The following is a 22478-nucleotide window of genomic DNA, read 5'->3' as shown; positions in this document are numbered from 1 at the left end:
TCTCTACGTGGGAACGCTCCCACATCAAGCTTAGCCGTCGGAACTTCCGCGAGACAGCCCTCCGTTTCGCCAGCCGTAAAGTGAACAGCGGCCGACCAGGCATAAGTCAGCTGGTGACGTCCTTGCGGGTGAAGCGCCAGAAGGCCAGACCCCAGAAAACGGTCGCGTAGCAGACCGCCGAGACGGTGCCCCGGACGATGTCGTCGGTCTGCACCGGCGTGGAGAGCAAGCCCAACCACGCGGTGCTGTAGTGGGTCGGCAGGAACGACCGGATCACGCCGAGCGCGGTGATCTGGTCCAGGATGCTGGAGAGGATCCAGAGCAGCACAGCACCGCCCACCGCGCCGAGCGCCGCGTCGGTGGTCACCGAGAGCAGGAACGCCAGACCCGCGACCACCAGCAGGACGATGGCCAGGTAGCCGAGCACGGCAAGCAGCCGCAGCAGCCCCTCGCCCGGCTCCAACTGCGCGGCGACCGTGCTGCGCAGCGGCGACCAGCCGTAGCGCAGCGTGCCGATGGTGAGGGCCGTACCGGCGAGCAGCACCAACGCCAGCGCCGAGTACGTGAGCGCGACCAGCAGTTTCACCGTGAGCAGTCGAGCCCGCGGCACCGGGATCGCCAGCAGGTAACGCAGACTCCCCCAACTCGCCTCACTCGCCACCGTGTCGCCGCAGAACAGCGCCACCACCACGACCAGCAGAAAAGAGGCCGACACGAAGATGGTGAAGAGAGCGAAATTGAGCCCACCCGAGGTGGCGAGATCGATCAGGCTGCCGAACTCGCCTCTGCCGTTGTCGTCGTCGTTCGTGTCGAACTGGAACGCGATCAGAATGATCAACGGCAGCAGCACCATGAAGCCGAGCGCCAGCTGGGTGCGTCGGCGCGATGCCTGCCTGCGGAACTCCGCACCGAACGGCAGCGTCCGGGCGGGCCGGTAACCGGTCGCCGCACCCGAGGCGGCCACTCCGGTCTGCTCCGGCGTCGGGTCGACAGTCGAGCGCGTCATCACCGGTCCCCGCTTCCTCGGGAATTCTCACCCACGAGGGCGAGGAATGCGTCCTCCAGGCGACGCCGGGGCACCACCCGGTCCACCGCGATCCCGGCCCGGACCAACTCGGCAACCACCTCGCTGCGGGCGGTGCCGTTGGTGTCGACCACCAACTGTCCGTCGGCGTCGTCCAGGACGCGTACGCCACCGAGACCGTCGAGCACGTCCCGGGCGGCGACCGCGTCGCTCACCTCGACCAGCACGCTGGGCGAGTCACCGACGATCTCCTCGACCGGTCCGGAAGCCACGATCCGGCCCTTGTTCACCACCACGGCGTGGGTGCATGTCTGCTCCACCTCGGCGAGCAGGTGGCTGGAGACCAGCACCGCCCGACCGTCGGTGGCGTACCGCTGGAGCACCCGACGCATCTCGGCGATCTGCGGCGGGTCCAGCCCGTCGGTCGGTTCGTCGAGCACCAGCAGTTCCGGCAGGCCGAGCATGGCCTGGGCGATGGCCAGCCGCTGCCGCATGCCGTGGCTGTACTTGCGCACCCGCCGGTGCACCGACGAACCCAGCCCGGCGATCTCCAGGGCCTGCTCGAAGTGGGCGTCGGCCTCCGGTCGGCCGGTCGCCCGCCAGTACGCCTTGAGGTTCTCCAGACCGGACAGGTGCGGCAGGAATCCCGGCCCCTCCACCAGCGCGCCGATCCGCGACAGCACGGGTGAGCCGGGTACCAGCCGGTGCCCGAAGACGTAGATCTCCCCTGCGGTCGGCTGGGTCAGCCCCATCAGCACCCGCAGCGTGGTGGTCTTACCGGCGCCGTTGGGCCCGAGCAGCCCGACCACCTGACCGGGATGCACCTCGAAGTCCACCTCGGAGACCGCGACGAAACCGTCGGCGTACTCCTTGCGCAGTCGGCGTACCGCCAGCGGCGTGTTCGCGTACTCCGGATGCACCGAGGTGTCCTGGCGACGGTGCCGCCGGCGCAGCACGGCGACGAGCACCACGAGCCCGATCACGATCGCGGCGAGCAGCCCCACCAGGATCCAGCGCCAGAGGACCGCCTCGGTGGGGATCGGGTCGGCGTCGACCGTCGGCAGGCTGACCGGGTCGTCACCGACCGCGACCGTGTGGACGACCGGCTCGCTCGGGGTCGTGTACGCCTGGTCCGAGGTGGCCACCACCAGGCGGAGCCGGTGCCCGGCCTCCACCCGGTGGACGATCGCGGGCAGGGTCACGGTGACCGGCGCCGCGGCGTCGATGCTGTCCGGCAGGCCGCTGAGCCGGATCGGCGCGATCAGTCCGCTGGGCAGGGTGGCCGCCCCTTCCGGGTCGACCACGTAGAGCTTGGCGAAGAGGACCGCCTCGCCGCTGCTGGAGGCGACGCGCAGGGACACGGTCGGCGCGCCGACGATGTCGACCGCCTCGGCCAGCGGCTCGGACTCGAACCGGCCGTGTTGCCCCGGTATGTCACCGGCCACCCCGCCGAGCAGCGACCCCAACGAGCCGGCGAACGGCACCGAGGAGATCGCGGCGGGGTTGCCGCCGGGCGGGTTGGCCACCGGCTGGGCCGGGCCGGTCACGGTCACCTCGGTGCGCGAGTCGCCGCCGATACCGGGGTAGTCGTCGGTGCGGTAGCCGGTGGCGACCAGGCCCCGGTCCATCGCGTCGAAGCCGGCGATGCGGGAGAAGGTGAAGGTCTGGCCCGGCGCCACCCCGGTCCCCGCGACCCAGTGGTCGAGCCACTGCGCGGTGAGGAACCTGACCCGGTCGGAGTCGGTCTGCGGCCCGGAGCCGCCGTCGTGCCCGCCGGTGAACCAGGCCACCCGCACCTGCGTGCCGTTCGCGGCGATGCCCCGGGCATTGGCGTCGGCCTCACCGAGCGGGAAGAGGGTGTCGGCCGCGCCCTGGATCAGCAGGGTGGGCGCCTCGATCCGATTCAGCACACCGGCCGGGCTGGACCGACGCAGCAGGTCCACGGCGGCCTGGTCGGCCCGCCCGGTGGTGGCGATGCGCAGATATGCGGCGCAGACGTCGGCGGCGAACCGGCCGCAGGCGGGATCGGGCAGCCCGCCGCCGGTCGGTGCGCCGGGTGCGGTGCCGGGGCCCTGACCGGGCGCGGGGCTGGGTGGCCCGGCACCCGGCGCGCCCTCCGGAGTCTCGGCGCTGGTGCCGGTCATTCCGGCCGGGCCGGAGCCGAGGTTTCCGCCGGCCCCGAAGAAGATCCCGGCCCAGCCGGACTTGAACACGCCGTCGACCGGCTCGCCACCGGTGCTCTCCGGCAGGAAGGCACGGGACAGGTCATTCCAGGTGATCATGGGAACGATGGCGTCCACCCGCTGGTCCTGCGCGGCGAGCAGCAGCGCCAGGGCGCCGCCGTAGGAGCCGCCGACCACGCCCACCCGGGGGTCACCCGCGGCGTCGGTACGGACCTCCGGACGCTCGGCGAGCCAGTCCAGCAACCGCTGGGCGTCGCGAACCTCGTGGTCGGGGCTGTCCAGGTGGATCTGGCCACCGCTGCGGCCGAAGCCGCGAGCGGTCCAGGTCAGGACGACGTAGCCCCGGTCGGCCAGATCCTCGGCGTCGGCTCGGACGGATTCCTTGGTGCCGCCGAAGCCGTGGGCGAGCAGCACCGCCGGGACCGCACTACCAGCGGCGGCGTCACGCGGGAGATACAGCGTGGTGTCCAGGTCGACCGGCTCGTCGCCGTTGGGTCCGGAACGGACGGTGAGCATCGCGGACTCGGTGCGGAAGCCCGGTCGGTCCGGCCAGGCCGCCCACACCAGGGCGACCGCCAGCAGACCGGCGGCCACCGTGGCGGCGACGGCCCGGCGACCGGTGGGCAGGGCGCGTCGGATCCGCGCGGCCGAGAACGGCGATCTCATTGGGCACACGGTACGGCCCGCGACCTGAGTATTAGCTGAGATCCGCCGTACGTCCGTTCTGGTAGCCCGATCGTCATCCGGCGGCGGTCGTCCGCACAGCGTCCAGTCGGCGAACCTTCAGGGCGAACTCACATCATGGAAATTCCCGCCTTTCACCGATTCCATACTGAAGCGCGCCTATCCCCTGGACCAGCGCCACCGACGGTGCAGAAATCGATCGCCGTAAGTCACATCGCTCGAAGTGACGCAAAGCTGACGGTTGCAGACCGATCCCAGACCTGCGGGCTTCGATTAGTTTTCCGGTCCGGCGCACGGGACCGGCTCGTCGACGCCGTCGGACAACCCTGCGCCACGCCGGAGGAGACAAACCATGACCGTTCCCGCTTCGCGGGTGCGTCGCCGATCCCGAACACCGGGCCGGCTGTTGCCGCTGCTACTCGCCACGGCACTCCTGGTGCCCGTGGCGTTTCTCGTCATTCAGGCACACCAACTCGTCGACGCCGACCGCGACGTCCTCGCCCGGGAGCGACTCGGCGTCGAATACCTCCGCGCCCTCGGCCCGGTGACCGACGCGCTGGTCGACGCACAGAGCGCCGCCGTCACCGGCCGGTCGCTGCGCCGGGACACCCTCGACCAGGCGGTCGAGCGGGCCGCCGCGGTCGACGCGCGCATCGGCGGCGAGTTGAGCACCAGCGAGCGGTGGGCCGGACTCCGCGCGAAGCTGGAGGCCCTGCCCGAACGCCCGCTCGCCGACCCGGAGGCCGCCTTCACCGTGTACGGCGAGGCCACCGACCTGCTGCTGGCCCTGCACGGCAAGGTCCGGGAGACCTCCGGCCTGATCCGGGACTCCAGCGCCGACGCCTACTTCCTCCAGGACGGCGTCGGGGAGGAGATGCCGGAGGCGGTGGTCGCCGTCGCCCGGCTCACCGACCTGGCCGTGCTGATCAACCGTCGGCCCGCCGACGAGCGGGTCCAGTCGCTCAGCCAGCTGGCCGCGCTGCGGGCTGCCGCGCTGCAACCCGCCAACGACCTGGCCAACAACCTGCGGGCGGTGGTGGAGAACACCGAGAGCGCCGACCTGGGCGCGAACGTGCTCACCCCCTTCGACGCCTACCAGCGGGCCGTGGAGGCGCTGGCCCTGTACTCACAGCCGACCGGCCGAGCCGGCACGTTCGACACCACCCGACTGCTGGCCTCCCGTAACGAGGCACAACAGGCCGCGAAGCTGCTCCAACCGGTCCTCCTCGACGAGATCGACCGGCTGTTGGTGGAGCGACTCGACGAGTTGGACCGGGATCGTCTGCTGATCCTCGGCGCGGGCGCGCTCGCCGCGCTGCTGCTGGTCGGCCTCATGGTGAGCAGTTGGCTGTCCCCACGGCGAGACACCCCGGCGAGGATGTCGGAGGACGTGACGCCGATGTCGCCGGCCGACCTCCGGCGGGATCCCGTCGGGGTACGCCCCGGCGAGCAGCCACCGGCGCTCCAGCCGGTGGGACAGCTCCAGGAGCCGGATCGGTGGAGGCCCTTCGATGCTGCTCGGTAGGCTCCGGATCCGGGGCAAGCTCACCCTGCTGGTGACCGTTCCCCTGCTCTGCATGCTGGGGCTGACCCTGCCCGTGGTCTGGGAACGAACCGGGGTGGCCCAACGAGCCGGCGACATCGACCAGACCGTCCAGCTCGCCAGCCGGGTCGGCACCCTGCTCCAACACATGCAGCGGGAACGCATGCTCGCCATCGGTTTCCTGCTCGGGCAGGTCGAGCGCAGCGCGCTGGTGCAGGAGATCGCCGAGGTCGACGACCGGATCGTCGACCTGCGGACCGAGTTCGACTCCGACCTCCCGGCCGAGGTCGACCGGGCACTCGACGGCGTCCAGCAACTGGCCGGGTTGCGCACCGCGGTCCTGGCCGGACAGGCGGAACCGCCGCAGATCGTCGGCGCGTACGGGCCGATCCACCTCGCCCTGATCGACTCGCTGCGGCTGCCCTACGACGTGGACACCCGAACCCCCGCCGGGCGGCAGACGCTGGCGCTGGACAGCATCCTGCGCAAGAGCGAGGGACTCAGCGGCGGCGGAGCACTGATCGTGCTGGTCGCCACCACGAACAACCCACAGTTCGCCACCGCCTTCGTGGCCAACATGGCCACCCTCCAGTCGGAGAGCAACAAGATGCTCGGCCTGCTCACCCCGGAGCAGCAGGCGCTGGTGAACATCGAGCAGACCGCCGTGGCCGCCCGGACCAGCCCGGAGTTCCTCCAGCAGAGCGCCCAGGACCCGGCGGCAGCGGTGGCGGACATCCCCGTCCAGGCCCTCTTCCCGACCGTCTCCTCACTGATCACACTGGGTCAGTTCGTCGAGAAGAAGCTGGTCGCCGACGTGACCGCCGAGGTACGCGCGCAGCGGCAGGCGGCGTTGTTCGGGGCGTACTGGGTGACCGCGCTGGTGGCGGCGATCCTGGTCGGCGTGGTGCTGCTCGCCCTGGCCATCGGCCGTACGGTGACCGGACCGTTGACCCGGCTCACCCGCTCCGCCGACCGGGTCGCCCGGGTCGCCGAGTCCGAGCTGGTCCGGGTGGCCGACGACGAGGTCGACAACGCCCAACCCGTTCGCCTAGACCCGATCGACGTCCGGGCCCGGGACGAGGTCGGCGACCTGGCCCGTGCCTTCGAACGCGTGCAGAGCACGGCGGCGCGGCTGGTGGAACGGCAGGCGGCGAGCCGACGCAACGTCGCGCAGATGTTCGGTCACGTCGGTCGGCGTACCCAGAACCTGGTCGGTCGACAGATCGCCCTGATCGACCGGTTGGAGCAGCAGGAGACCGACCCGGAACGGTTGGAGAACCTCTACCGCCTCGACCACATCTCCAGCCGCCTGCGGCGCAACGCGGGCAACCTGGTGGTGCTCTCCGGTGCGGTGGGCGACGTGGCGCACATGGCGCCGGTCCCGCTGGCCAACGTGGTCCGCCTCGCCCTCGGTGAGATCGAGGACTACACCCGGGTGGACGTCCAGGTGCCCACCGAGGCCGAGGCGGCCCCGGCGATCGTCGGCGACCTGGTCCTGGCGCTCGCCGAGCTGATGGAGAACGCCACCGTCTTCTCGCCGCCGCACACCAGGGTGCTGGTCAGCGGCGAACTCGACGAGCACGGCGTACAGCTCACCGTGGTGGATCACGGCATCGGCATGACCGAGGCACGGCTGGCCGACGAGAACGCCCGGCTGACCCGGCGGGAACGGCTGGACCTCGCGCCGACCGAGGTGTTGGGGCTGTTCGTGGTGGGTCGGCTGGCCCGTCGGCACCGCTGGGCGGTCGACCTCTCCGCCACTCCGGGTGGCGGTGTCACCGCCACCCTCCGAATTCCTCGTACCTCCCTGGTCGTCGGGACGCCCGAGCCGCCCGGCCCCCCGGTGCCGCCAGTCGGCCGGGCCACCCCGGTGGCCGTCGGCCCGAACCGGCACCAGCTCCCGCCGGCGTCATCGGCCCGGGAGACCCCGGTGGCGCTCGACCCGACCACGGAGCCGGCGACGGTGCCGGCCGGGTTCAACCCGATGCTGCTGACCCGGGCAACCGAGAGCCTGGATGTCTCCGAGTCCTGGGACGCCTTCGCCACCGCCCCGGAGGCCCCGGAGCTGACCGGCCCGCGACCGTCGAGCGGAATCGACCCGGCGACCGTGACGGTGCCGCAGATCGCACCGGTGTCGACGGCCCCACCGGCTCCGATGCCCGGCATCCGGCAGCGGGTTCCGGGAGCCAGCCTGCCGAAGACGACGCCGAAGGCGGGTCAGAGCGGCGGCGTCACCGACGTCGACCCGATCGCCGCCCGCGCCGCTGTCGAGGCGTTCGAGTCCGGGGTACGCCGGGCCGAGCAGAGCCACGCCGACGCCCTGCCACAGCCGGTCGAACCACCGGCTCCCCCGGGGATGTCGCACCTGTCCCGCAGAGTGCCCGGTGCCAACCTGATGGCACAGCGACCGCAGCAACCGGTCGCCCAGGACCCGGGTGACCCGGCCGAGGTCCGCGATCGCATCAACGCGTTCGAGACGGGCGTCGCCCGGGCTCTGCGCGACGTCCGTAACGACAACGAAGGAACGCCACGGTGACCAGCCCGCACGTGCACGAGAACCTCGACCACCAGAACCATCCGGCCGGTGACCTCAGCCCCGAGGCCCGGACGTTCAACTGGCTTCTGGACTCCTTCACCTCGGGAACCGCAGGGGTGCTGGAGGCGATCGCCGTGTCGTCGGACGGTCTGCTGATGGCGATGTCCGCGATCAAGGACAGGTCCAACGCGGAGCGCCTCGCCGCGGTGGTCTCCGGCATGACCAGCCTGGCCGGTGGGGCCGCCAGCTGGTACGCGTTGGGCGGCCTGAACCGGGTCGTGGTGGACATGGCCGAGGGTTATCTCCTGATCAGCGCGATCAGCAGCGGTTCGGTGCTCGGCGTCGTCGCGGACCGGTCGGCGAACCTGGGCACCGTCGCCTACGAGATGACCCTCTTCGCCGGTCGAGCCGGTGGCGCGCTCACCCCGCGCCTGATCGCCGAACTCAAGAACTCCGTGCAGCAATGACTCCCGACGCCGCCGGTGCGGAACAGGAGCCGGTGATCCGCATCCGGCCCTACCTGCGCGACTCCTCCCCGGTCGGCTCCGCCGGCCCGGCAGGTGCACCGGCGGCGGGATCGGAGCCCGAGGAGGTCGGACCGACCGGGCCGCGCCCCTTCGTGCTGACCGCCGGCCGGGTGGCCGGTGCCGATCCCACGATCGGCCTGGAGACACAGGTGACCGCCCGACCGGCCACCGAGCCGTGGAGTGTCACAGCCACCCGGTTGAGCCCCGAACTCCAGGCGATCGTGGCGCTGTGTAGTGAGCCGATCTCGGTCGCCGAGATCTCCGCCAAGACCCGCCTGCACTTCGGCGTGACCCGAGTGCTGGTGGGCGACCTGCGCGCCGCCGGCCATCTGGACGTGCACGTGACCGATGCCGACGACGCCCTCGACCCCGATGTCATCCTGCGAGTGATTGATGGACTTCGTGCAATCTCCTGACTGGCCCGCAGCACCACCGGGCGCGCTCGCCGCCAACAGCGCCGCGACCCGCTACGGCGGTTCCGCGCCGCCACCGCCGTCCATCGGCCGGGCCCCCGCGCCGCCGCCGCCGGCCCATCCCGCCCCGGTACCCCCGCCGTACCGGCCGCCGGCCGCGGCGTCGTCCGGCTCGGGTACGCGCCACCGGGCGAAGCCGCCGATCCCGGTGAAGATCCTGGTGGCCGGCGGCTTCGGGGTCGGCAAGACCACCACCGTGGGCTCGATCTCGGAGATCGCTCCGCTGACCACCGAGGCGGAGATGACCACCGCCGGAATCGGGGTCGACGACCCCGGTCAGCGCTCCGGGAAGACCACCACCACGGTGGCGATGGATTTCGGTTGTGTCACCATCGACCGCAGCCTGAAGCTCTACCTGTTCGGCACACCGGGCCAGACCCGTTTCGGCTTCATGTGGGACGACCTGGCCCGGGGTGCGCTCGGTGCGCTGGTGGTGGTCGACAGCGCCCGGCTCGACGACTGCTACCCGGCGATCGACTTCTTCGAACGGTCGGGACTGCCGTTCGTGGTCGGGGTGAACGCCTTCGACGGGCGGTTGGCGCACGACCTGGGTGCGATCCGGTGGGCGCTGGCGATCGGCGAACATATACCTCTGGTGCAGTTCGACGCGCGGGACCGGCTCTCGGTCAGGGACGCCCTGCTGGTCGTCCTGGACCGTGCGCTGGACCGGGCCACCCGGGAGAAGCGGGCCTGAGCCGATCGGCTCACGGGCCCCTCGTGGGAAGGGGTGAGGCGGATGAGAGGCGGACTGGACGAGACTCTGGCCCGGATGCGTCGGCGCGAGGAGGCGCTGCGCCGACGGGCCGGAGATCCGACCGGGGCGGCCGACGACCAACCCGGTCCGGGGCCGGAGGGGGGCAGCGGCTCCTCTTTGAGCCGGACCGACAACCGCAACGCGGGGCCCGGCTGGGTCGGCACCCGTCCTCCCGCTCACGAGACGCCGTCCCGGCACCCCGTGGAGGACGTCGCCGAGGCGCTGCGGGCAGCCGTGGCGGCGCATCCGGGCACCTCCGTCACCGCCCGGGTCGAGCATGGCGGGAAGGCGTACGACCTACGGGTCACGTGGGTCGATCAGGAGGTCACGGTCAGCGGGCAGCCCGCCGCGCCGCCGCCTTCCTGGCCGCTGTCGATCAAGACCGTGCCCGTCCGGTCCTCCGCACCGGACGGCCTGACCGAGGCCCCGGCGGCCCGGTTGGCCGAGCTGATCCGGCGCGATCCGTCGCTGCTCACCGGGGAGGAGCCAGCCGGTTGACCGGGCGACGGGCGGCCAGGCGCTAGGGTCGGGCGGTGGGCGAACCAGAGCTGACCCTGATCGCGAGCCTGCGGCCGGCCGCGCTGGACGCCCGACGGGGTATCGTCCGGCTGCACCCGGAGGCGCTCACCGCCCTCGCGCTGCGCCCGGGTGACCCGGTCCGGTTGGCCGGACGGCGGGTGACCGCCGGCCTCGTCGCGGCGGCCGAGAGCACGGCCAGCGCGGCCCTGTTGCACGCCGACGACCTGATGCTGGGCAATCTCGGCGTACGTGACGGCGGGCAGGTGCGACTGAGCCCGATACCCGTCACCCCGGCCCGCCGGGTGCTGCTCGCCGGACCGGCCGAGATCGTCGCGGTGGTATCCCCGGAGATGCTGCGGCTGGCGCTGCTCGGGAAGGTGGTCACCACCGGGGACGACGTCTCCCTGTTGCCCCAGGACGTGCTGCCGGACGCCTCGTCCCGCACCCTGGTCGAGGCGGCCCGACGCAGCCTGTCCACCCGGGTCGGCTACGCCTGGACCAGCACCCTGCTGCGGGTGCTGGCCGCCGAGCCGGATCCGGGCGCACTGGTCACCATGGACACCCTGGTGGCCTGGGAGCACGGTCCAGCCACCCACGGCGGGGCGGCCGACGCCTCGGGTGCCGGCGACCGGCACCCCGGTGGTGGGGCCGGTGACTGGCCAACCTACGGTGCGACCGCCAACGGCTGGCCGGGTACGCCGACCGCTGGCGGCGGGCGGCCCGGCGACGCGGGCGGTGTCCGGGCCGCGTCGCGGGGCGCCTCGCGTACCGACGCGGGGCAGGACATCGACGGAAATCTGGCCGACGAGGCGGACGGACAGCACGTGCCCTCGGTGGACGAGCTGCCCGGCCTACGCGCCCAGGCGGAGGAACTGACCGAACTGCTCGACCTCGGCTTCCACCACCGGGAGGTGCTCAGCCGGCTGAGCACCACCGTGGCGCTGGGCGTGCTGGTGAGCGGGCCGGCCGGGTCGGGCAAGGCGGCGCTGGTCCGGGCGGTGGCCGCCCAGGTCGGTGCCCGGGTGCATGCGCTCTGGGCACCGGAGCTCGCGGCGCTGACCAACGACTCGGCCGCGGCCCGGCTCCGGGCGGTGACCGCCGACGCGCTGACCGGTGGACCGGCCGTGCTGCTGGTCACCGACGTGGAGGCACTGACCCCGGCGGAGACACCCGGACCGCTGGCCACGGTGTTCCGCCAGTGCGTGGCACAGCTCGTCGCGGCCGGCGCGGCGGTGGTCGGCACCAGCAGCCGACCGGAGGCGGTGGACCCGGCCATACGTGCCCCGGGCCTACTCTCGTTGCGGATCGACGTACCGCTGCCCGACGCGGCCCTGCGCCGGGAGCAGCTGACCGTGCTGACCCGCCCGGTTCCGCTCGCCGACGACGTACGGCTCGACGAGGTCGCCTCGCGTACCCCCGGTTTCGTCGCCGCCGACCTGGCCGCGCTGGTCCGCGAGGCCGGAGTACGCGCGGCCCTGCGACAGAAGTCGGCGCAGACGCCCACGGTGCTGATGGCGGACTTCACCGCCGCGCTCGAGGTGGTACGGCCGACCACCATGGCCGCCGCCACCCTCGAACTGGCCCGGGTGACCCTGGACGACGTCGGCGACCTGGTGGAGGTCAAGCAGACCCTCACCGAGTCGGTGCTGTGGCCGTTGACCTACCCGGACACCTTCGCCCGGCTCGGCGTGCAGCCGCCGCGCGGTGTGCTGCTCTACGGCCCGCCCGGCTGCGGCAAGACCTACCTGGTGACCGCGTTGGCCGGGACCGGACGGGCGAACGTGCTGTCGGTCAAGGGCGCGGAGCTGCTGTCCAAGTGGGTCGGCGAGAGCGAACGCGCGGTCCGCGAGTTGTTCCGCCGGGCCCGGGAGGCCGCCCCGACGTTGGTCTTCCTCGACGAGATCGACGCGCTCGCCCCGGTACGCGGCCAGGCCACCGACGGCGGCACCGCCGACCGGGTGGTCGCCGCGCTGCTCACCGAGCTGGACGGGGTGGAGGCGTTGCGCAACGTGGTGGTGGTCGGCGCGACGAACCGTCCCGACCTGGTCGACCCGGCGCTGCTGCGTCCGGGGCGGCTGGAACGGCTGGTCTACGTGCCGCCACCGGACGCCGAGGCCCGCACGGAGATCCTGCGGGCCGCCGCGCGCAACGTGCCGCTCGCCGAGGGCGTCGACCTGCCCGCCCTCGGCGCGGAGTTGGACGGGTTCTCGGCCGCCGACTGCGCGGCGCTGGTCCGTGAGGCGGCGTTGGCCGCGATGCGGGAGTCGTTGACCGCCTCCACGGTCACCGCCGAGCACGTCGCGGCGGCCCGGTCCCGGGTGCGCCCGTCCCTGGACCCGGCCCAGGTCGCCTGGCTCGCCGCGTACGCCGAACAGCGCGGCTGAGCGCGCCGACGGTCAACAGGGCGCGGTGTCGTCCAGCGAGATCTCGGCGTACACCCGGTCGTCGGCCTCGCGCAGTTTCGCGCCGCACCTGCCGAGCACGGAGAGTGCGCCGCGATTCTCCGGCGCGGTCTCGGCGACCACGGTCCGCATGCCGGCCGCCGCCGCCAGGTGCAGCAGCTCCCGCAGCGCTGCCGCGCCGATCCCCTGCCCTCGGGCCGACCGGCCGAGCCACATGCCCACCTCGGCGACGCCAGGCTCGTCCCGGCAGCTCATCCGGATCATCCCGACCACCTCGCCGCCCGCCACGATCGCGTACATCGCGCTGCGAGCGGACCCGCCCAGCCCACCGAAGCTGGCCCGGTGGAAGTCCCGGAACGCCTCCCGCCGGGCGTGCGACCAGCCGGCCGGTGCCTCCACCGGCGGCATCACGTCGGCCGGCTCCGCCTCGGCCACCGCCACGGAGAGCAACGGTTCGAGGTTCCGCTCGTCCACCGGCTCCAACCGGACCGCACCAGTCACGTGCCGCAGTCTTCCGCGCCCGGAGCCGTGCGTCCAGCCAGTTGGCGACGACCGGACCCTCCGGCGGAGCGGTACCGACCGGTCGGGTCGAATCAGCCTCCCGGGTCACGCTCCGCGATCGTCCGGCCGGGCGAACTCGCAGTAGACGGCGGAGGCGTCGTCGGCCGCCTTGTGCCGTCGGCGTCGGTCGGAATGGTCTCGTTCGGCGACGCGTACCCGGTCGATCAGCGCGTCCGGTCCCTCCGTGGTCACCACGTCCAACAGGCCGGGCCAGTCGAGCAGACCGAACTCCTCGACCAGGGCGGAGGCGCCGTCGGAGAGCAGCACGGCGCGGCGCAACGCCTCGGGACCGTGCCGGGGCACCGTCCCGACCACCGCGTGGTAGGCCGCGTCCGGATCGGCGGCGGCGACCCAGTAGCCGTGGGTGCGGTTCATCCGCGCCCGCTGCGCGGTGACCGCGTGCCGGAACCGGGTGGCCGGATCGGTCGGCTCGGGCAGCAGTTCCGCCGTCTCCCGCAGGTCCCTCACCGAGCTGGCGAGCCGGTCGTCGGTCACCACGTTGATGCGACCACCGGTGTCGAGCACCAGCGGGCTGTCACAGAGCACGAGGTAGTCGACCTGGTCGCCACCGTCGCGGAGCAGGCACACCGTGCTCGACGGGGTGCCGGGGTGGTCGAGGTCGCACTGCTCGCCGTGGTCGGCACGGACCGCGAGGATCGCGGCGGCCAGGTTGCTGACCAGCGTTGCGGCCGGACGCGCCGCCTCGGCCAGGCCGAGGCGGGCGGCGAGGTGCTGGACATACCACTGCGGTCCGTGTACACAGCCGGTGTCGAAGCCCTCCGGCACGGTCGCGCCGTCCAGCACCCCGACCAGCGGCCCGAACCGGAACACCAGGTCCTCGTTGACGGTCCGACCGGGCGGTGGGGCGGAAGCGGATCGAACCCGCATGGTGGGTGGGTGCCCGACCACCGCACCCCGTCGGCGCTCCTCCGGGGCGGCCTCGGGCACCCCGGTGTCCGGATGCGTCGTCCGTCCCGTTCGTCCTGCCCCCGCGCCGCTCATCGCCACCTCCACCGCGCTCCGGCTACCCGCCTCGTACCGGACGACACGTCACGGCCGGGATGGTGTCGGTCCCGCGCGCCTACCGCCGGCGGTTGCGGCTGCGGGAGGCGCGCAGTCGCACCAACCGGCCCACCAGCACCGGGTCGGCGGCGAGCGCCGCGGGATTGTCCAGCAACGCGTTCAACAGCTGGTAGTAGCGGGTGGCCGAGAGGCCGAACCGGTCCCGGATGGCCTGCTCCTTGGCTCCGGCGTGCCGCCACCACTGTCGCTCGAAGGCGAGCATCTCGCGTTCCCGCTCGTCGAGTCCGCCGGAGGCCGACCCGGCACGTCCCGAGCCGGTGTCCGACCCCCCGGCGTCCGTCGACTCGGCGGCGGCCGTGCGCGCGGCGGCCTCCGTGGAGACGGTGGCGTCCGTGGGCACGGTGGTTGGAGCGGCGGCCTGCGGCGACGACTCGACCTCGGGGGCGGCCCTCGGCGGCGGCACCGTGACGGCGTCCGGACCGGTCTGCGCTGCCGGGGTGGCGTCGGCGGGCTGCATCGTGCTCCTCACGCGGGGGCGGCGGGTCGGGCGACGCCAACCGGGCCTACCAGCCTAACCAGGGGCACCACCTGGCGCATCCGACCACGCCTCCGACCGTCCCCGTGCACGGTCGGAGGCGTGGGTGGGCGCGACCGGGATGCGGTCGCGCCCACCCCGGCTCAGGTGATGTCCCGCCGACGCATCGTCCACAGCGCCGCGCCCAGGAAGAGCACGATCCCGACACTGAACAGCACCGACGAGTGTTGCCAGGTGATGTCCAGGGTGGCCGGCTCGCACTCGCCGGTGTAGGTGGCGTTGCACGCCTGCCAGTCCTGAAGGGTGACCGTCTTGGCCATCCAGGCGTACGCGTAGGTGGGCAGCAGCCACGCCTCGGCGAACCGGACCTGCGCCATGGACAGCACGATGCCGAGCCCGATCTGGCCGACCACCATCACCGCGATCGCCCCGCCGAGCGCCATCGCGGTGTGTCGGCCGAGCGAGGCCAGGGCGAAGCCCACCGTCGCCGCGACCAACGCCAGCACCATGCCGCGCAGCCCGGTGATGAGGAACGACTGCCAGGCGCCGGAGGTCATCCCCTCGGTGGTGCCCCGCCAGTTGGCGATCAGCCACATGCTGCCGAACCAGGCCGCAGTGGCGGGCAGGGCCAGCGCGAGCAGTCCGGTGAGCAGCGCGCCCAGCTTGGTCAGCAGGACGGTCAGCCGTTTCGGCCGCCAGAGCAGCAGATTCATCATGCCGCCGGTGTTCCACTCGGCACCCACGAAGGAGGCGCCGACCACGAATCCGACCAGGGCCAGGATCGCGGCGAGCGGGATGAGCATCTCCCCGAAGCTTTCCCGGAAGTTGAAGGTCGAGGGCAGGAACCACTGCTCCTCGATCGACTCGCGGGGCGGCGGGGTGATCTCGGCGCAGTCGACCGGGTAGTAGTCGACGTTCTCCCCGGCCGCCTTGGCCCGCTCGCAGTTCGCGCGTTCCTGCTCGGCCCAGCGGACCTGCTCCTGGTGCTGCCGGTCGGCGGCCTGGCGCGCCTCCGCGAGTTGGTCCGGGCCGATCTTCTCGTTGCTGAGGAACATGCCCGCCGCCACCAGGACCAGCACCACCAGGCCACCTGCGGTCATCCAGCGGGCGAAACGCCGCTTGGCCAGCCGGCGCAGCTCGGTACGGAAGAGACTCACGCGCCCCAACCTCCCCCGACGGGCGCGGACGACGCCGCCCCGTCGACTCGTACGGACTGGTCGACCTGTCGATGCTGGCCGGGTAGCGGCGCGGTGTTGGTCAGTTCGAGGAAGACGCTCTCCAGGTCGACCGCGATCGGCGCGAGTTCACTGACGTAGAGGCCCTGCTCGGCCAGGAGCCGGGTGACCGTGGCGGGCTTGTCCACCCCGGCGAGCATCAGGTGGTCGTCGTTGGTGGTGACGCGTACGCCGGCCCGGGTCAGCGCCGTGGCGGCGACCGGCAGGTCGGCGGCAGCCTCCAGCCGCACCCGGACCGCACCGGACGAGTGCTGGGCCAGCACCTCGTCGACCGGGCCGAAGGCGACCCGCCGACCCAGCGAGATGATGGTGACCGAGTCGCAGATCAGCTGGATCTCACCGAGGATGTGGCTGGACAGCACCACGGTCATCCCGGAGGCGGAGAGGTCGCGCATCAGCGTCCGCATCTCCCGGATGCCGCCCGGGTCGAGACCGTTGGCCGGCTCGTCGAGGATCAGCAGCTTGGGGTTCTTGAGCAGCGCCGAGGCGACCGCGAGCCGCTGCTTCATGCCGAGCGAGTACGTCTTGACCCGCTCACCGGCCCGGTCGCGCAGCCCGACCAGCTCCAGCACCTCGTCGACCCGCTGCTCGGGCAGCTCACCGGCGCTGGCCAGCAGCGACAGCGTGTCCCGCGCGGTGAAGTGCGGGAAGAACTGCGGGCTCTCCACGATCGCGCCGACCTGCGGAGCGACCTGGTCCAGCGTTGCGGGCACCTCGTGCCCGAGGATCGCCATCCGACCGCCGTCCGGCCGGATCAGGCCGAGCAGCGTACGCAGCGTGGTGGTCTTGCCCGACCCGTTGGGGCCGAGGAAGCCGTGCACCTGACCCGCCTCGACCTGCATGTCGAAGCCGTCCAGGGCGTTACGGGTACCCCGGCGTCGACTTCGGTACGTCTTTCGTAGACCTTCGATTTCCAGGACAGCCGGCAAGCTGCACCTCCCCCGTTGGTGTGTGGGCGACGACGACACCATACGCGGTATGCATCACCGCGCAATACCCGGTATGTATCGACACGCCGAAAGGGCAGGCTTCCTACACGTCAAGCAGCGCAACCGCGACGCGGCGTTGACCCAGTACGCCCTCAGGCGCAGATGACGTGGACCCCGGCGGCACGGAAGGCGTCGACCAGATCCGGCGCGGCCCCGGAGTCGGTGACCAGCGTCTCGACCCGTTCGACCGGGCAGATCCGGGCGAAGGCGTGACCGCCCAGTTTGGACGAGTCGGCGATTATCACCACCCGCTTGGCCCGCGCCACCATCAGGTTGTTCATCGCCGCCTCGCCCTCGTGATGGGCTGCCGCACCGAGCGACGGGTCGATGGCGTCCACCCCGAGCAGCGCCACGTCCAGGGTGACCTCGCGCAGCAGCGCCCCACCCAGCGGGCCGACCAGTTCGAAGGACTTCGGCCGCACCACGCCGCCGGCCACCACGACCTTCATCCGGGACCGGACGAGCAACTCGTTGGCGATGTTCAGGGCGTTGGTGACCACGGTCAGTTGGGCACCCTCGGCGTTGGTGTTGAGATCCGGGCGTACGGCCAGCGCCCGAGCCACCTCGGTGCTGGTGGTGCCGCCGTTGAGGCCGACCACCGTCCCCGGAGAGACGAGTGCCGCCGCAGCCGCACCGATCCGCTGCTTCTCGGCGGAGTGCTTGGCCGTCTTGTAACGCAGTGGCAGGTCGTACGAGACGCCGTTGGCGACCGCGCCACCCCGGGTACGCGTGATCATCTGCTGCTGCGCGAGTTGGTCGAAGTCGCGGCGGATGGTCGCCTGCGAAACGTCCAGCCGGTCGGCGGCCTCCTCGACGGTGACCCGACCCGAATCGGTCAGCATTTCGAGCAGGGCGTTCCATCTCGCGTAGCGGTCCACCCCGGGCCTCCCGTGTCTGCACGATCGGTGCTTGGTTGCGTGCACACTAGTGCTCGAAACTACGAAGTGGCAAAAGCCGGGTGTGCTCGATCACTCCTGCGGTTGCCATTTCCGGTAAGTTTCACGCAGAATGACGCTCGAAAGACGGGATTAACGAGCCGTAACGCGCAGGCTCGGCCTGCGAGGAGTTCTCATGGCGTACGTCCACGCGGAGATCGCGAGCCAGCCGGACTGCTGGCGTCAGGCGAGCGAGCTGGCACCTGCGATGCTCGACCGCCTGCCCCGCCCCGGTGAGCGGGTCGCCGTCGTCGGCTGCGGCACGTCGTGGTTCATGGCCATGGCGTACGCGACCCGCCGCGAGGCCGCCGGCCAGGGCGAGACCGACGCCTTCCAGGCCAGCGAGTTCCCCACCGGCCGCCGCTACGACCGGCTGCTGGCGATCACCCGCTCCGGCACCACCACGGAGGTGCTGGACCTGCTCACCGCGCTGCACGGCCAGACCCCGACGACGGTGATCGTCGGTGATCCCAACTCACCGGTGGTCGAGATCGCAGACGCCGCCGTCACCATGCCGTTCGCCGACGAACGCTCCGTGGTGCAGACCCGCTTCGCCACCACCGCGCTGGCCCTGCTCCGCGCACACCTGGGCGACAACATGACCGCGCTGGTCGCCGACGCGGAGGTCGCCGTACGTACCCCGCTGCCGATCGACCCGAGCCTGATCGAACAGGTCACCTTCCTCGGTCGCGGCTGGACCATCGGGTTGGCCCAGGAGGCCGCGCTGAAGTGTCGCGAGGCGGCGACCTTCTGGGCCGAGGCGTACCCCGCGATGGACTATCGGCACGGCCCCATCTCGGTGGCCGCCCCGGGGCGGTTGGTCTGGGCGTTCGGCGAGTTGCCCGACGGGCTGCCGGAGGACGTCGCCGCCACCGGAGCCTCCTTCGCGCACAGCCGCACCCACGGCTACCACTCGGTGCTCGGCCGGTGGGCCGCCGGGCGTACCCCGGTCGACCCGATGGCCGACCTGATCCTGGCCCAGCGGTTCGCCGTCGCCCTCGCCACCAGCCGTGGGCTCGACCCCGACGCACCCCGGCACCTGAGCCGCTCCGTGGTGCTCACGTGACCTCGACGCCACGAGATCCCGGCCCGAACCCGCCCGCAGCAGGACCCTCCGACCTGACCCGAGCGCTTCGAGGCGTCAGGTGACGCGGTGGCGGTGAACGACGGGCAGGTCGCCGTCGCGCTGGACGTGGGTGGCACCGGGATGAAGTGCGCGCTGGTCGGCGCGGACGGCGCGGTACGGCACGCCGAACGGCACCCCACGGACGCCGGGCGCGGCCCCGACGCCGTGGTCGAGACGATCCTGACGGTGGCCGAGGGCCTCGCCGCCAAGGCGCGGGCGGACGGACTCACGCCGACCGCGCTCGGCATCGTGGTGCCGGGCGTCGTGGACACCGCGCGCGGCGTCGCGGTCTGGTCGGCGAACGTCGGCTTCCGGAACGTGCCCCTGCGCGACCTGGCGTCCACTCGGCTCGGCCTGCCCACCACGCTCGGCCACGACGTACGCGCCGGTGGCCTCGCCGAGGCCCGGCTGGGCGCCGGCCGGGACCGGGGACACGTGCTGTTCGTGGCGATCGGCACCGGCATCGCCGCAGCGCACGTGGTGGCCGGCTCGGCCGCCACCGGGGCGCACGGCGCGGCCGGGGAACTCGGTCACATCCTGGTCCGTCCGGACGGGCCGACCTGCGGCTGCGGACGACCGGGCTGCCTGGAGGCGATCGCCTCCGCCTCGTCCGTCGCTCGCCGCTACGCCGAACTCACCGGCGCGACGTCGGACGGTGGGTCCGCCGGGAAATCCGAGCCGGGACGGACCATGGTGACCGCCGCCGACGTGGCCGCCCGGGCCGCAGCCGGTGAGGAACTGGCCACCCGGGTCTGGCGGGAGACGGTGGAAGCCCTCGCCGACGGCCTCGCCACCGCTCAGGCCCTGTTCGACGTGGAGACCATCGTCCTGGGCGGCGGCCTCGCCCAGGCCGGCGCCGGGCTGTTCGACCCGCTTCGTGCCGCGCTGCGGGACCGGCTGACCTTCCACCGGGAGCCACGACTGGTCCCGGCCGTCCTCGGCGACGAGGCGGGCTGCCTCGGTGCCGCACTGCTCGCTCTCGATCAACTGGAGACGCCATGACCGTACGGGTGAACGGCAAGGTGGTGACCCCGGCCGGGGTGATCGCGCAAGGCTGCGTCGAGGTCAAAGGCGACCGGATCAGCGCGGTCGCCGAATACCCGTCGGGGCGCGACGGCCACTGGATCGTGCCCGGCTTCGTGGACATCCACAGCCACGGCGGCGGCGGGCACACCTTCACCACCGGCGACGCCGGCCAGGCGCGTGCCGCCGCCGCGTTCCACCTGCGCCACGGCACCACCAGCCTGGTGGCCAGCCTGGTCAGCTCGCCGTTCGAGCTGATGCGCTCGGCCACCGTCGCGTTCGCGCCGCTGGTCCGCGACGGCGTGCTGGCCGGCATCCACTTCGAAGGGCCGTACCTCTCCGCCGCCAGGTGCGGGGCGCAGAACCCGGAGTTCCTGCGGGACCCCTCCGTCGACGAGCTGACCGAGCTCATCAAGGTCGGTGAGGGAGCGGTCCGGATGGTCACCCTCGCCCCCGAGCGTCCCGGCGCGCTGGCGACCATGGAGATGCTCACCCGGCACGGGGTGGTCGCCGCGGTCGGCCACACCGACGGCACGTACGAGCAGACCCGCGCCGCCGTGGCGGCGGGCGCGAGCGTCGGCACCCACCTGTTCAACGGGATGCGCCCGGTGCACCACCGCGAGCCGGGCCCCGTGGTGGCGCTGCTGGCCGCCCCGAACGTGATCTGCGAGCTGGTCGCCGACGGGGTGCACCTGCACGAGGGGACGCTCACCTTCGCCACCTCGACCGCCGGGCCGGAACGGTGCGCGCTGGTCACCGACTCGATGGCCGCCGCCGGAATGCCGGACGGCGAGTACGAGCTGGGCGGCCAGGCGGTGACCGTGCGCGACGGGGTCGCCCGGCTCTCCCCCGACGGGGCGATCGCGGGTAGCACGCTGACCATGGACAGGGCACTGCGCAACGCGGTCGCCTCGGGGGTCCCGGTCCCCGACGCGGTACGCATGGCGTCCACCACGCCGGCTCTCGCCGTCGGGCTCGGCGACCAGGTGGGCAGCCTCCAGGCCGGGCTCCGCGCCGACCTGGTGGTGCTCGACGACGACCTGGAGATCGTCCGGGTGATGCGGGCCGGCGTCTGGGTGGAGTGACGCGGCAGCCGGCGGGTCAGCCGGAAGAGATCTCCACACCGAGGACGGCCTGCTCGTCGGGACGGTGCACCAGCACGTCCGACAGGAACGACTGCACCGCGTGGCGCATCCCGACGTCCCGACCGACCTGCTCGGAGAGCAGCCACTTGTGCTCGATGATCTGGGCGAACAGCTCCTGCGGCTCCAGCTTCCGCCGCAGGTTCGCCGGTACCGCCCGGACCACCGGCTCGAAGACCTCGGTCAGCCAGCGGTGCGCGGCCTGCTGCTCGTCGGTCAGGTCGCTCTCCGCCCGATACGCGTCGAGGTCGTTGAGCAGCTTGCGGGCCTGGTTCTCCTCGGCGTCGAGCCCGGTGAGGCGGAGCAACCGACGGTGGTGGTACCCGGCGTCGACCACCTTGGGCCGGATCAGGTAGCGGCCGTTGTCGATGGTGGACATGGCCACCTCGGCCACGTCGAAGCCCAGCTCGTTGAGCCGGCGGATGCGCCCCTCGATATCGTGCCGGGCCTGCCGTTCCACCTGCTGCTCGTAGGTGATCTCGTGCCAGAGCCGCTCGTAGCGCTGCACCACCTCCTCGCAGACGACCTCGGGATCGATCGAGTCGTGCAGCAGACCGGCGGCCTGGAGGTCGAGCGCCTCCCCGAAGATGTTGACCCGGGCGATCTCCAGGTCCTCGCCACGCTGACCGTTGGAGAGCACGCTGCGCAGCGCGCCGGTCTCGGCGTCGACCAGGTACGCGGCGAAGGCGCCCGCGTCCCGCCGGAACAGCGTGTTCGACAGCGAGCAGTCGCCCCAGAAGAAGCCGGTCAGGTGCATCCGGACCAGCAGCGCGGCGAGCGCGTCGAGCAGACGGCCCATCGTCTCCGGGCGCAGCGTGTGCGAGAACAGCGCCCGGTACGGCAGGGAGAACTGGAGGTGCCGGGTGATCAGGACGGGGTCCAGCGGCTCACCCGCGTCGGACTCCCGGTCGGCGACGATCGCCACCGCCTTCACCGACGGGAAGTCGATCCGTTCCAGGGCCCGCAGCAGGTCGTACTCCCGCTCGGCCACCCGCTCGCCGGTTTCCTTGACCGCGTAGACGTACCCGCCCAACTGCACGAAACGCACCACGTGCCGGGAGATGCCCTGGGGCAGTGCGACCAGGTGTTCGGCCGGCCACTGCTCCAACGGCGTCGACCAGGGAAGGTCGAGCAACGCCGGGTCGACGAGGGCCGAGGTGATCCGCACGACGTCAAGTCTGACGTCTTCCGGGTCGGAACGCCTCCCCACGTGGTTGGGCCCACAGTCGGCGTCCGCTGCGAGCATCCCGCAGGCCGGTAGCGT

At 72.3% G+C, this 22478-nt stretch carries 19 protein-coding genes; 10 read left to right on the top strand and 9 right to left on the bottom strand.

Annotated features, from left to right (window positions below; translation table 11 throughout):
• Window positions 1–106 precede the first annotated feature (106 nt).
• Window positions 107–1006 (bottom strand): ABC transporter permease, encoded by a 900-nt coding sequence (locus FF096_RS00865; protein ID WP_155214434.1) that lies wholly within the window; start codon window positions 1004–1006, stop codon window positions 107–109.
• Window positions 1006–3873 (bottom strand): alpha/beta fold hydrolase, encoded by a 2868-nt coding sequence (locus tag FF096_RS00860; protein WP_155214433.1) that lies wholly within the window; start codon window positions 3871–3873, stop codon window positions 1006–1008. Before FF096_RS00860 ends, FF096_RS00865 begins: the two co-directional genes overlap by 1 nt.
• A gap of 370 nt (window positions 3874–4243) precedes the next feature.
• Here FF096_RS00860 and FF096_RS00855 point away from each other — a divergent pair, with 370 nt between their 5' ends.
• Genes FF096_RS00855 through FF096_RS00825 form a run of 7 tightly spaced genes read left to right on the top strand, consistent with a single transcriptional unit; the run spans window position 4244 to window position 12627 of the window.
• Window positions 4244–5416 carry a hypothetical protein gene (locus FF096_RS00855; RefSeq protein ID WP_155214432.1) on the top strand — a complete coding sequence of 391 codons (1173 nt, stop codon included), beginning with the start codon at window positions 4244–4246 and terminating at the stop codon, window positions 5414–5416.
• Window positions 5403–7970: a nitrate- and nitrite sensing domain-containing protein gene (locus FF096_RS00850; RefSeq protein WP_155214431.1), complete on the top strand. Its 2568-nt coding sequence runs from the start codon at window positions 5403–5405 to the stop codon at window positions 7968–7970. Before FF096_RS00855 ends, FF096_RS00850 begins: the two co-directional genes overlap by 14 nt.
• Window positions 7967–8437, top strand: a complete 471-nt coding sequence (locus tag FF096_RS00845; protein WP_309222419.1) for a roadblock/LC7 domain-containing protein — start codon at window positions 7967–7969, stop codon at window positions 8435–8437. The genes FF096_RS00850 and FF096_RS00845 overlap by 4 nt, the downstream gene beginning before the upstream one ends.
• Window positions 8434–8913: a DUF742 domain-containing protein gene (locus tag FF096_RS00840; protein WP_155214430.1), complete on the top strand. Its 480-nt coding sequence runs from the start codon at window positions 8434–8436 to the stop codon at window positions 8911–8913. The genes FF096_RS00845 and FF096_RS00840 overlap by 4 nt, the downstream gene beginning before the upstream one ends.
• Window positions 8891–9664 carry an ATP/GTP-binding protein gene (locus FF096_RS00835; protein ID WP_196222412.1) on the top strand — a complete coding sequence of 258 codons (774 nt, stop codon included), beginning with the start codon at window positions 8891–8893 and terminating at the stop codon, window positions 9662–9664. The genes FF096_RS00840 and FF096_RS00835 overlap by 23 nt, the downstream gene beginning before the upstream one ends.
• A 42-nt stretch (window positions 9665–9706) precedes the next feature.
• Window positions 9707–10222 carry a hypothetical protein gene (locus FF096_RS00830; protein ID WP_155214429.1) on the top strand — a complete coding sequence of 172 codons (516 nt, stop codon included), beginning with the start codon at window positions 9707–9709 and terminating at the stop codon, window positions 10220–10222.
• 35 nt (window positions 10223–10257) lie between these two features.
• Complete coding sequence (locus tag FF096_RS00825; protein WP_309222418.1) at window positions 10258–12627, top strand: AAA family ATPase; 2370 nt, start codon at window positions 10258–10260, stop codon at window positions 12625–12627.
• A 12-nt stretch (window positions 12628–12639) separates the two neighbouring features.
• Here the strand turns inward: FF096_RS00825 and FF096_RS00820 are convergent, their stop codons facing one another.
• From FF096_RS00820 to FF096_RS00795, 6 genes are all read right to left on the bottom strand, one after another.
• Entirely contained in the window at window positions 12640–13146 is a 507-nt protein-coding gene (locus FF096_RS00820; RefSeq protein WP_309222417.1) for a GNAT family N-acetyltransferase, read from the bottom strand.
• A 105-nt stretch (window positions 13147–13251) separates the two neighbouring features.
• Window positions 13252–14208: a hypothetical protein gene (locus FF096_RS00815; RefSeq protein ID WP_155214427.1), complete on the bottom strand. Its 957-nt coding sequence runs from the start codon at window positions 14206–14208 to the stop codon at window positions 13252–13254.
• Between the two features lie 79 nt (window positions 14209–14287).
• Window positions 14288–14746, bottom strand: coding sequence for a DUF3263 domain-containing protein (locus FF096_RS00810; RefSeq protein WP_155214426.1), 459 nt, complete (start codon window positions 14744–14746; stop codon window positions 14288–14290).
• Between the two features lie 161 nt (window positions 14747–14907).
• On the bottom strand, window positions 14908–15921 hold the full coding sequence (locus tag FF096_RS00805; RefSeq protein ID WP_309222416.1) for an ABC transporter permease subunit: 1014 nt from the start codon (window positions 15919–15921) through the stop codon (window positions 14908–14910).
• Complete coding sequence (locus FF096_RS00800; protein ID WP_155214425.1) at window positions 15918–16928, bottom strand: ABC transporter ATP-binding protein; 1011 nt, start codon at window positions 16926–16928, stop codon at window positions 15918–15920. Before FF096_RS00800 ends, FF096_RS00805 begins: the two co-directional genes overlap by 4 nt.
• Before the next feature lie 152 nt (window positions 16929–17080).
• Complete coding sequence (locus tag FF096_RS00795) at window positions 17081–17866, bottom strand: DeoR/GlpR family DNA-binding transcription regulator (RefSeq protein WP_309222415.1); 786 nt, start codon at window positions 17864–17866, stop codon at window positions 17081–17083.
• Window positions 17867–18059: 193 nt separating this feature from the next.
• Here FF096_RS00795 and FF096_RS00790 point away from each other — a divergent pair, with 193 nt between their 5' ends.
• The 3 genes from FF096_RS00790 (at window position 18060) to nagA (ending at window position 21157) form a co-directional block, all read left to right on the top strand.
• The gene (locus tag FF096_RS00790) at window positions 18060–18989 is read left to right on the top strand and encodes an SIS domain-containing protein (protein WP_155214424.1); all 930 of its coding nucleotides are present in this window, start codon (window positions 18060–18062) and stop codon (window positions 18987–18989) included.
• 87 nt (window positions 18990–19076) lie between these two features.
• On the top strand, window positions 19077–20051 hold the full coding sequence (locus FF096_RS00785) for an ROK family protein (protein WP_309222414.1): 975 nt from the start codon (window positions 19077–19079) through the stop codon (window positions 20049–20051).
• On the top strand, window positions 20048–21157 hold the full coding sequence (nagA, locus tag FF096_RS00780; protein ID WP_155214423.1) for an N-acetylglucosamine-6-phosphate deacetylase: 1110 nt from the start codon (window positions 20048–20050) through the stop codon (window positions 21155–21157). The genes FF096_RS00785 and nagA overlap by 4 nt, the downstream gene beginning before the upstream one ends.
• Before the next feature lie 16 nt (window positions 21158–21173).
• On the opposite strand, the gene FF096_RS00775 is transcribed toward nagA, so the two are convergent.
• Window positions 21174–22460, bottom strand: coding sequence for a DUF4032 domain-containing protein (locus FF096_RS00775; RefSeq protein WP_230462214.1), 1287 nt, complete (start codon window positions 22458–22460; stop codon window positions 21174–21176).
• Window positions 22461–22478 lie beyond the last annotated feature (18 nt).

The organism is Micromonospora sp. CP22, assembly GCF_009712475.1.
Taxonomy (GTDB): Bacteria; Actinomycetota; Actinomycetes; order Mycobacteriales; family Micromonosporaceae; genus Micromonospora.
This window is presented reverse-complemented; position numbering and strand designations above follow the sequence as displayed.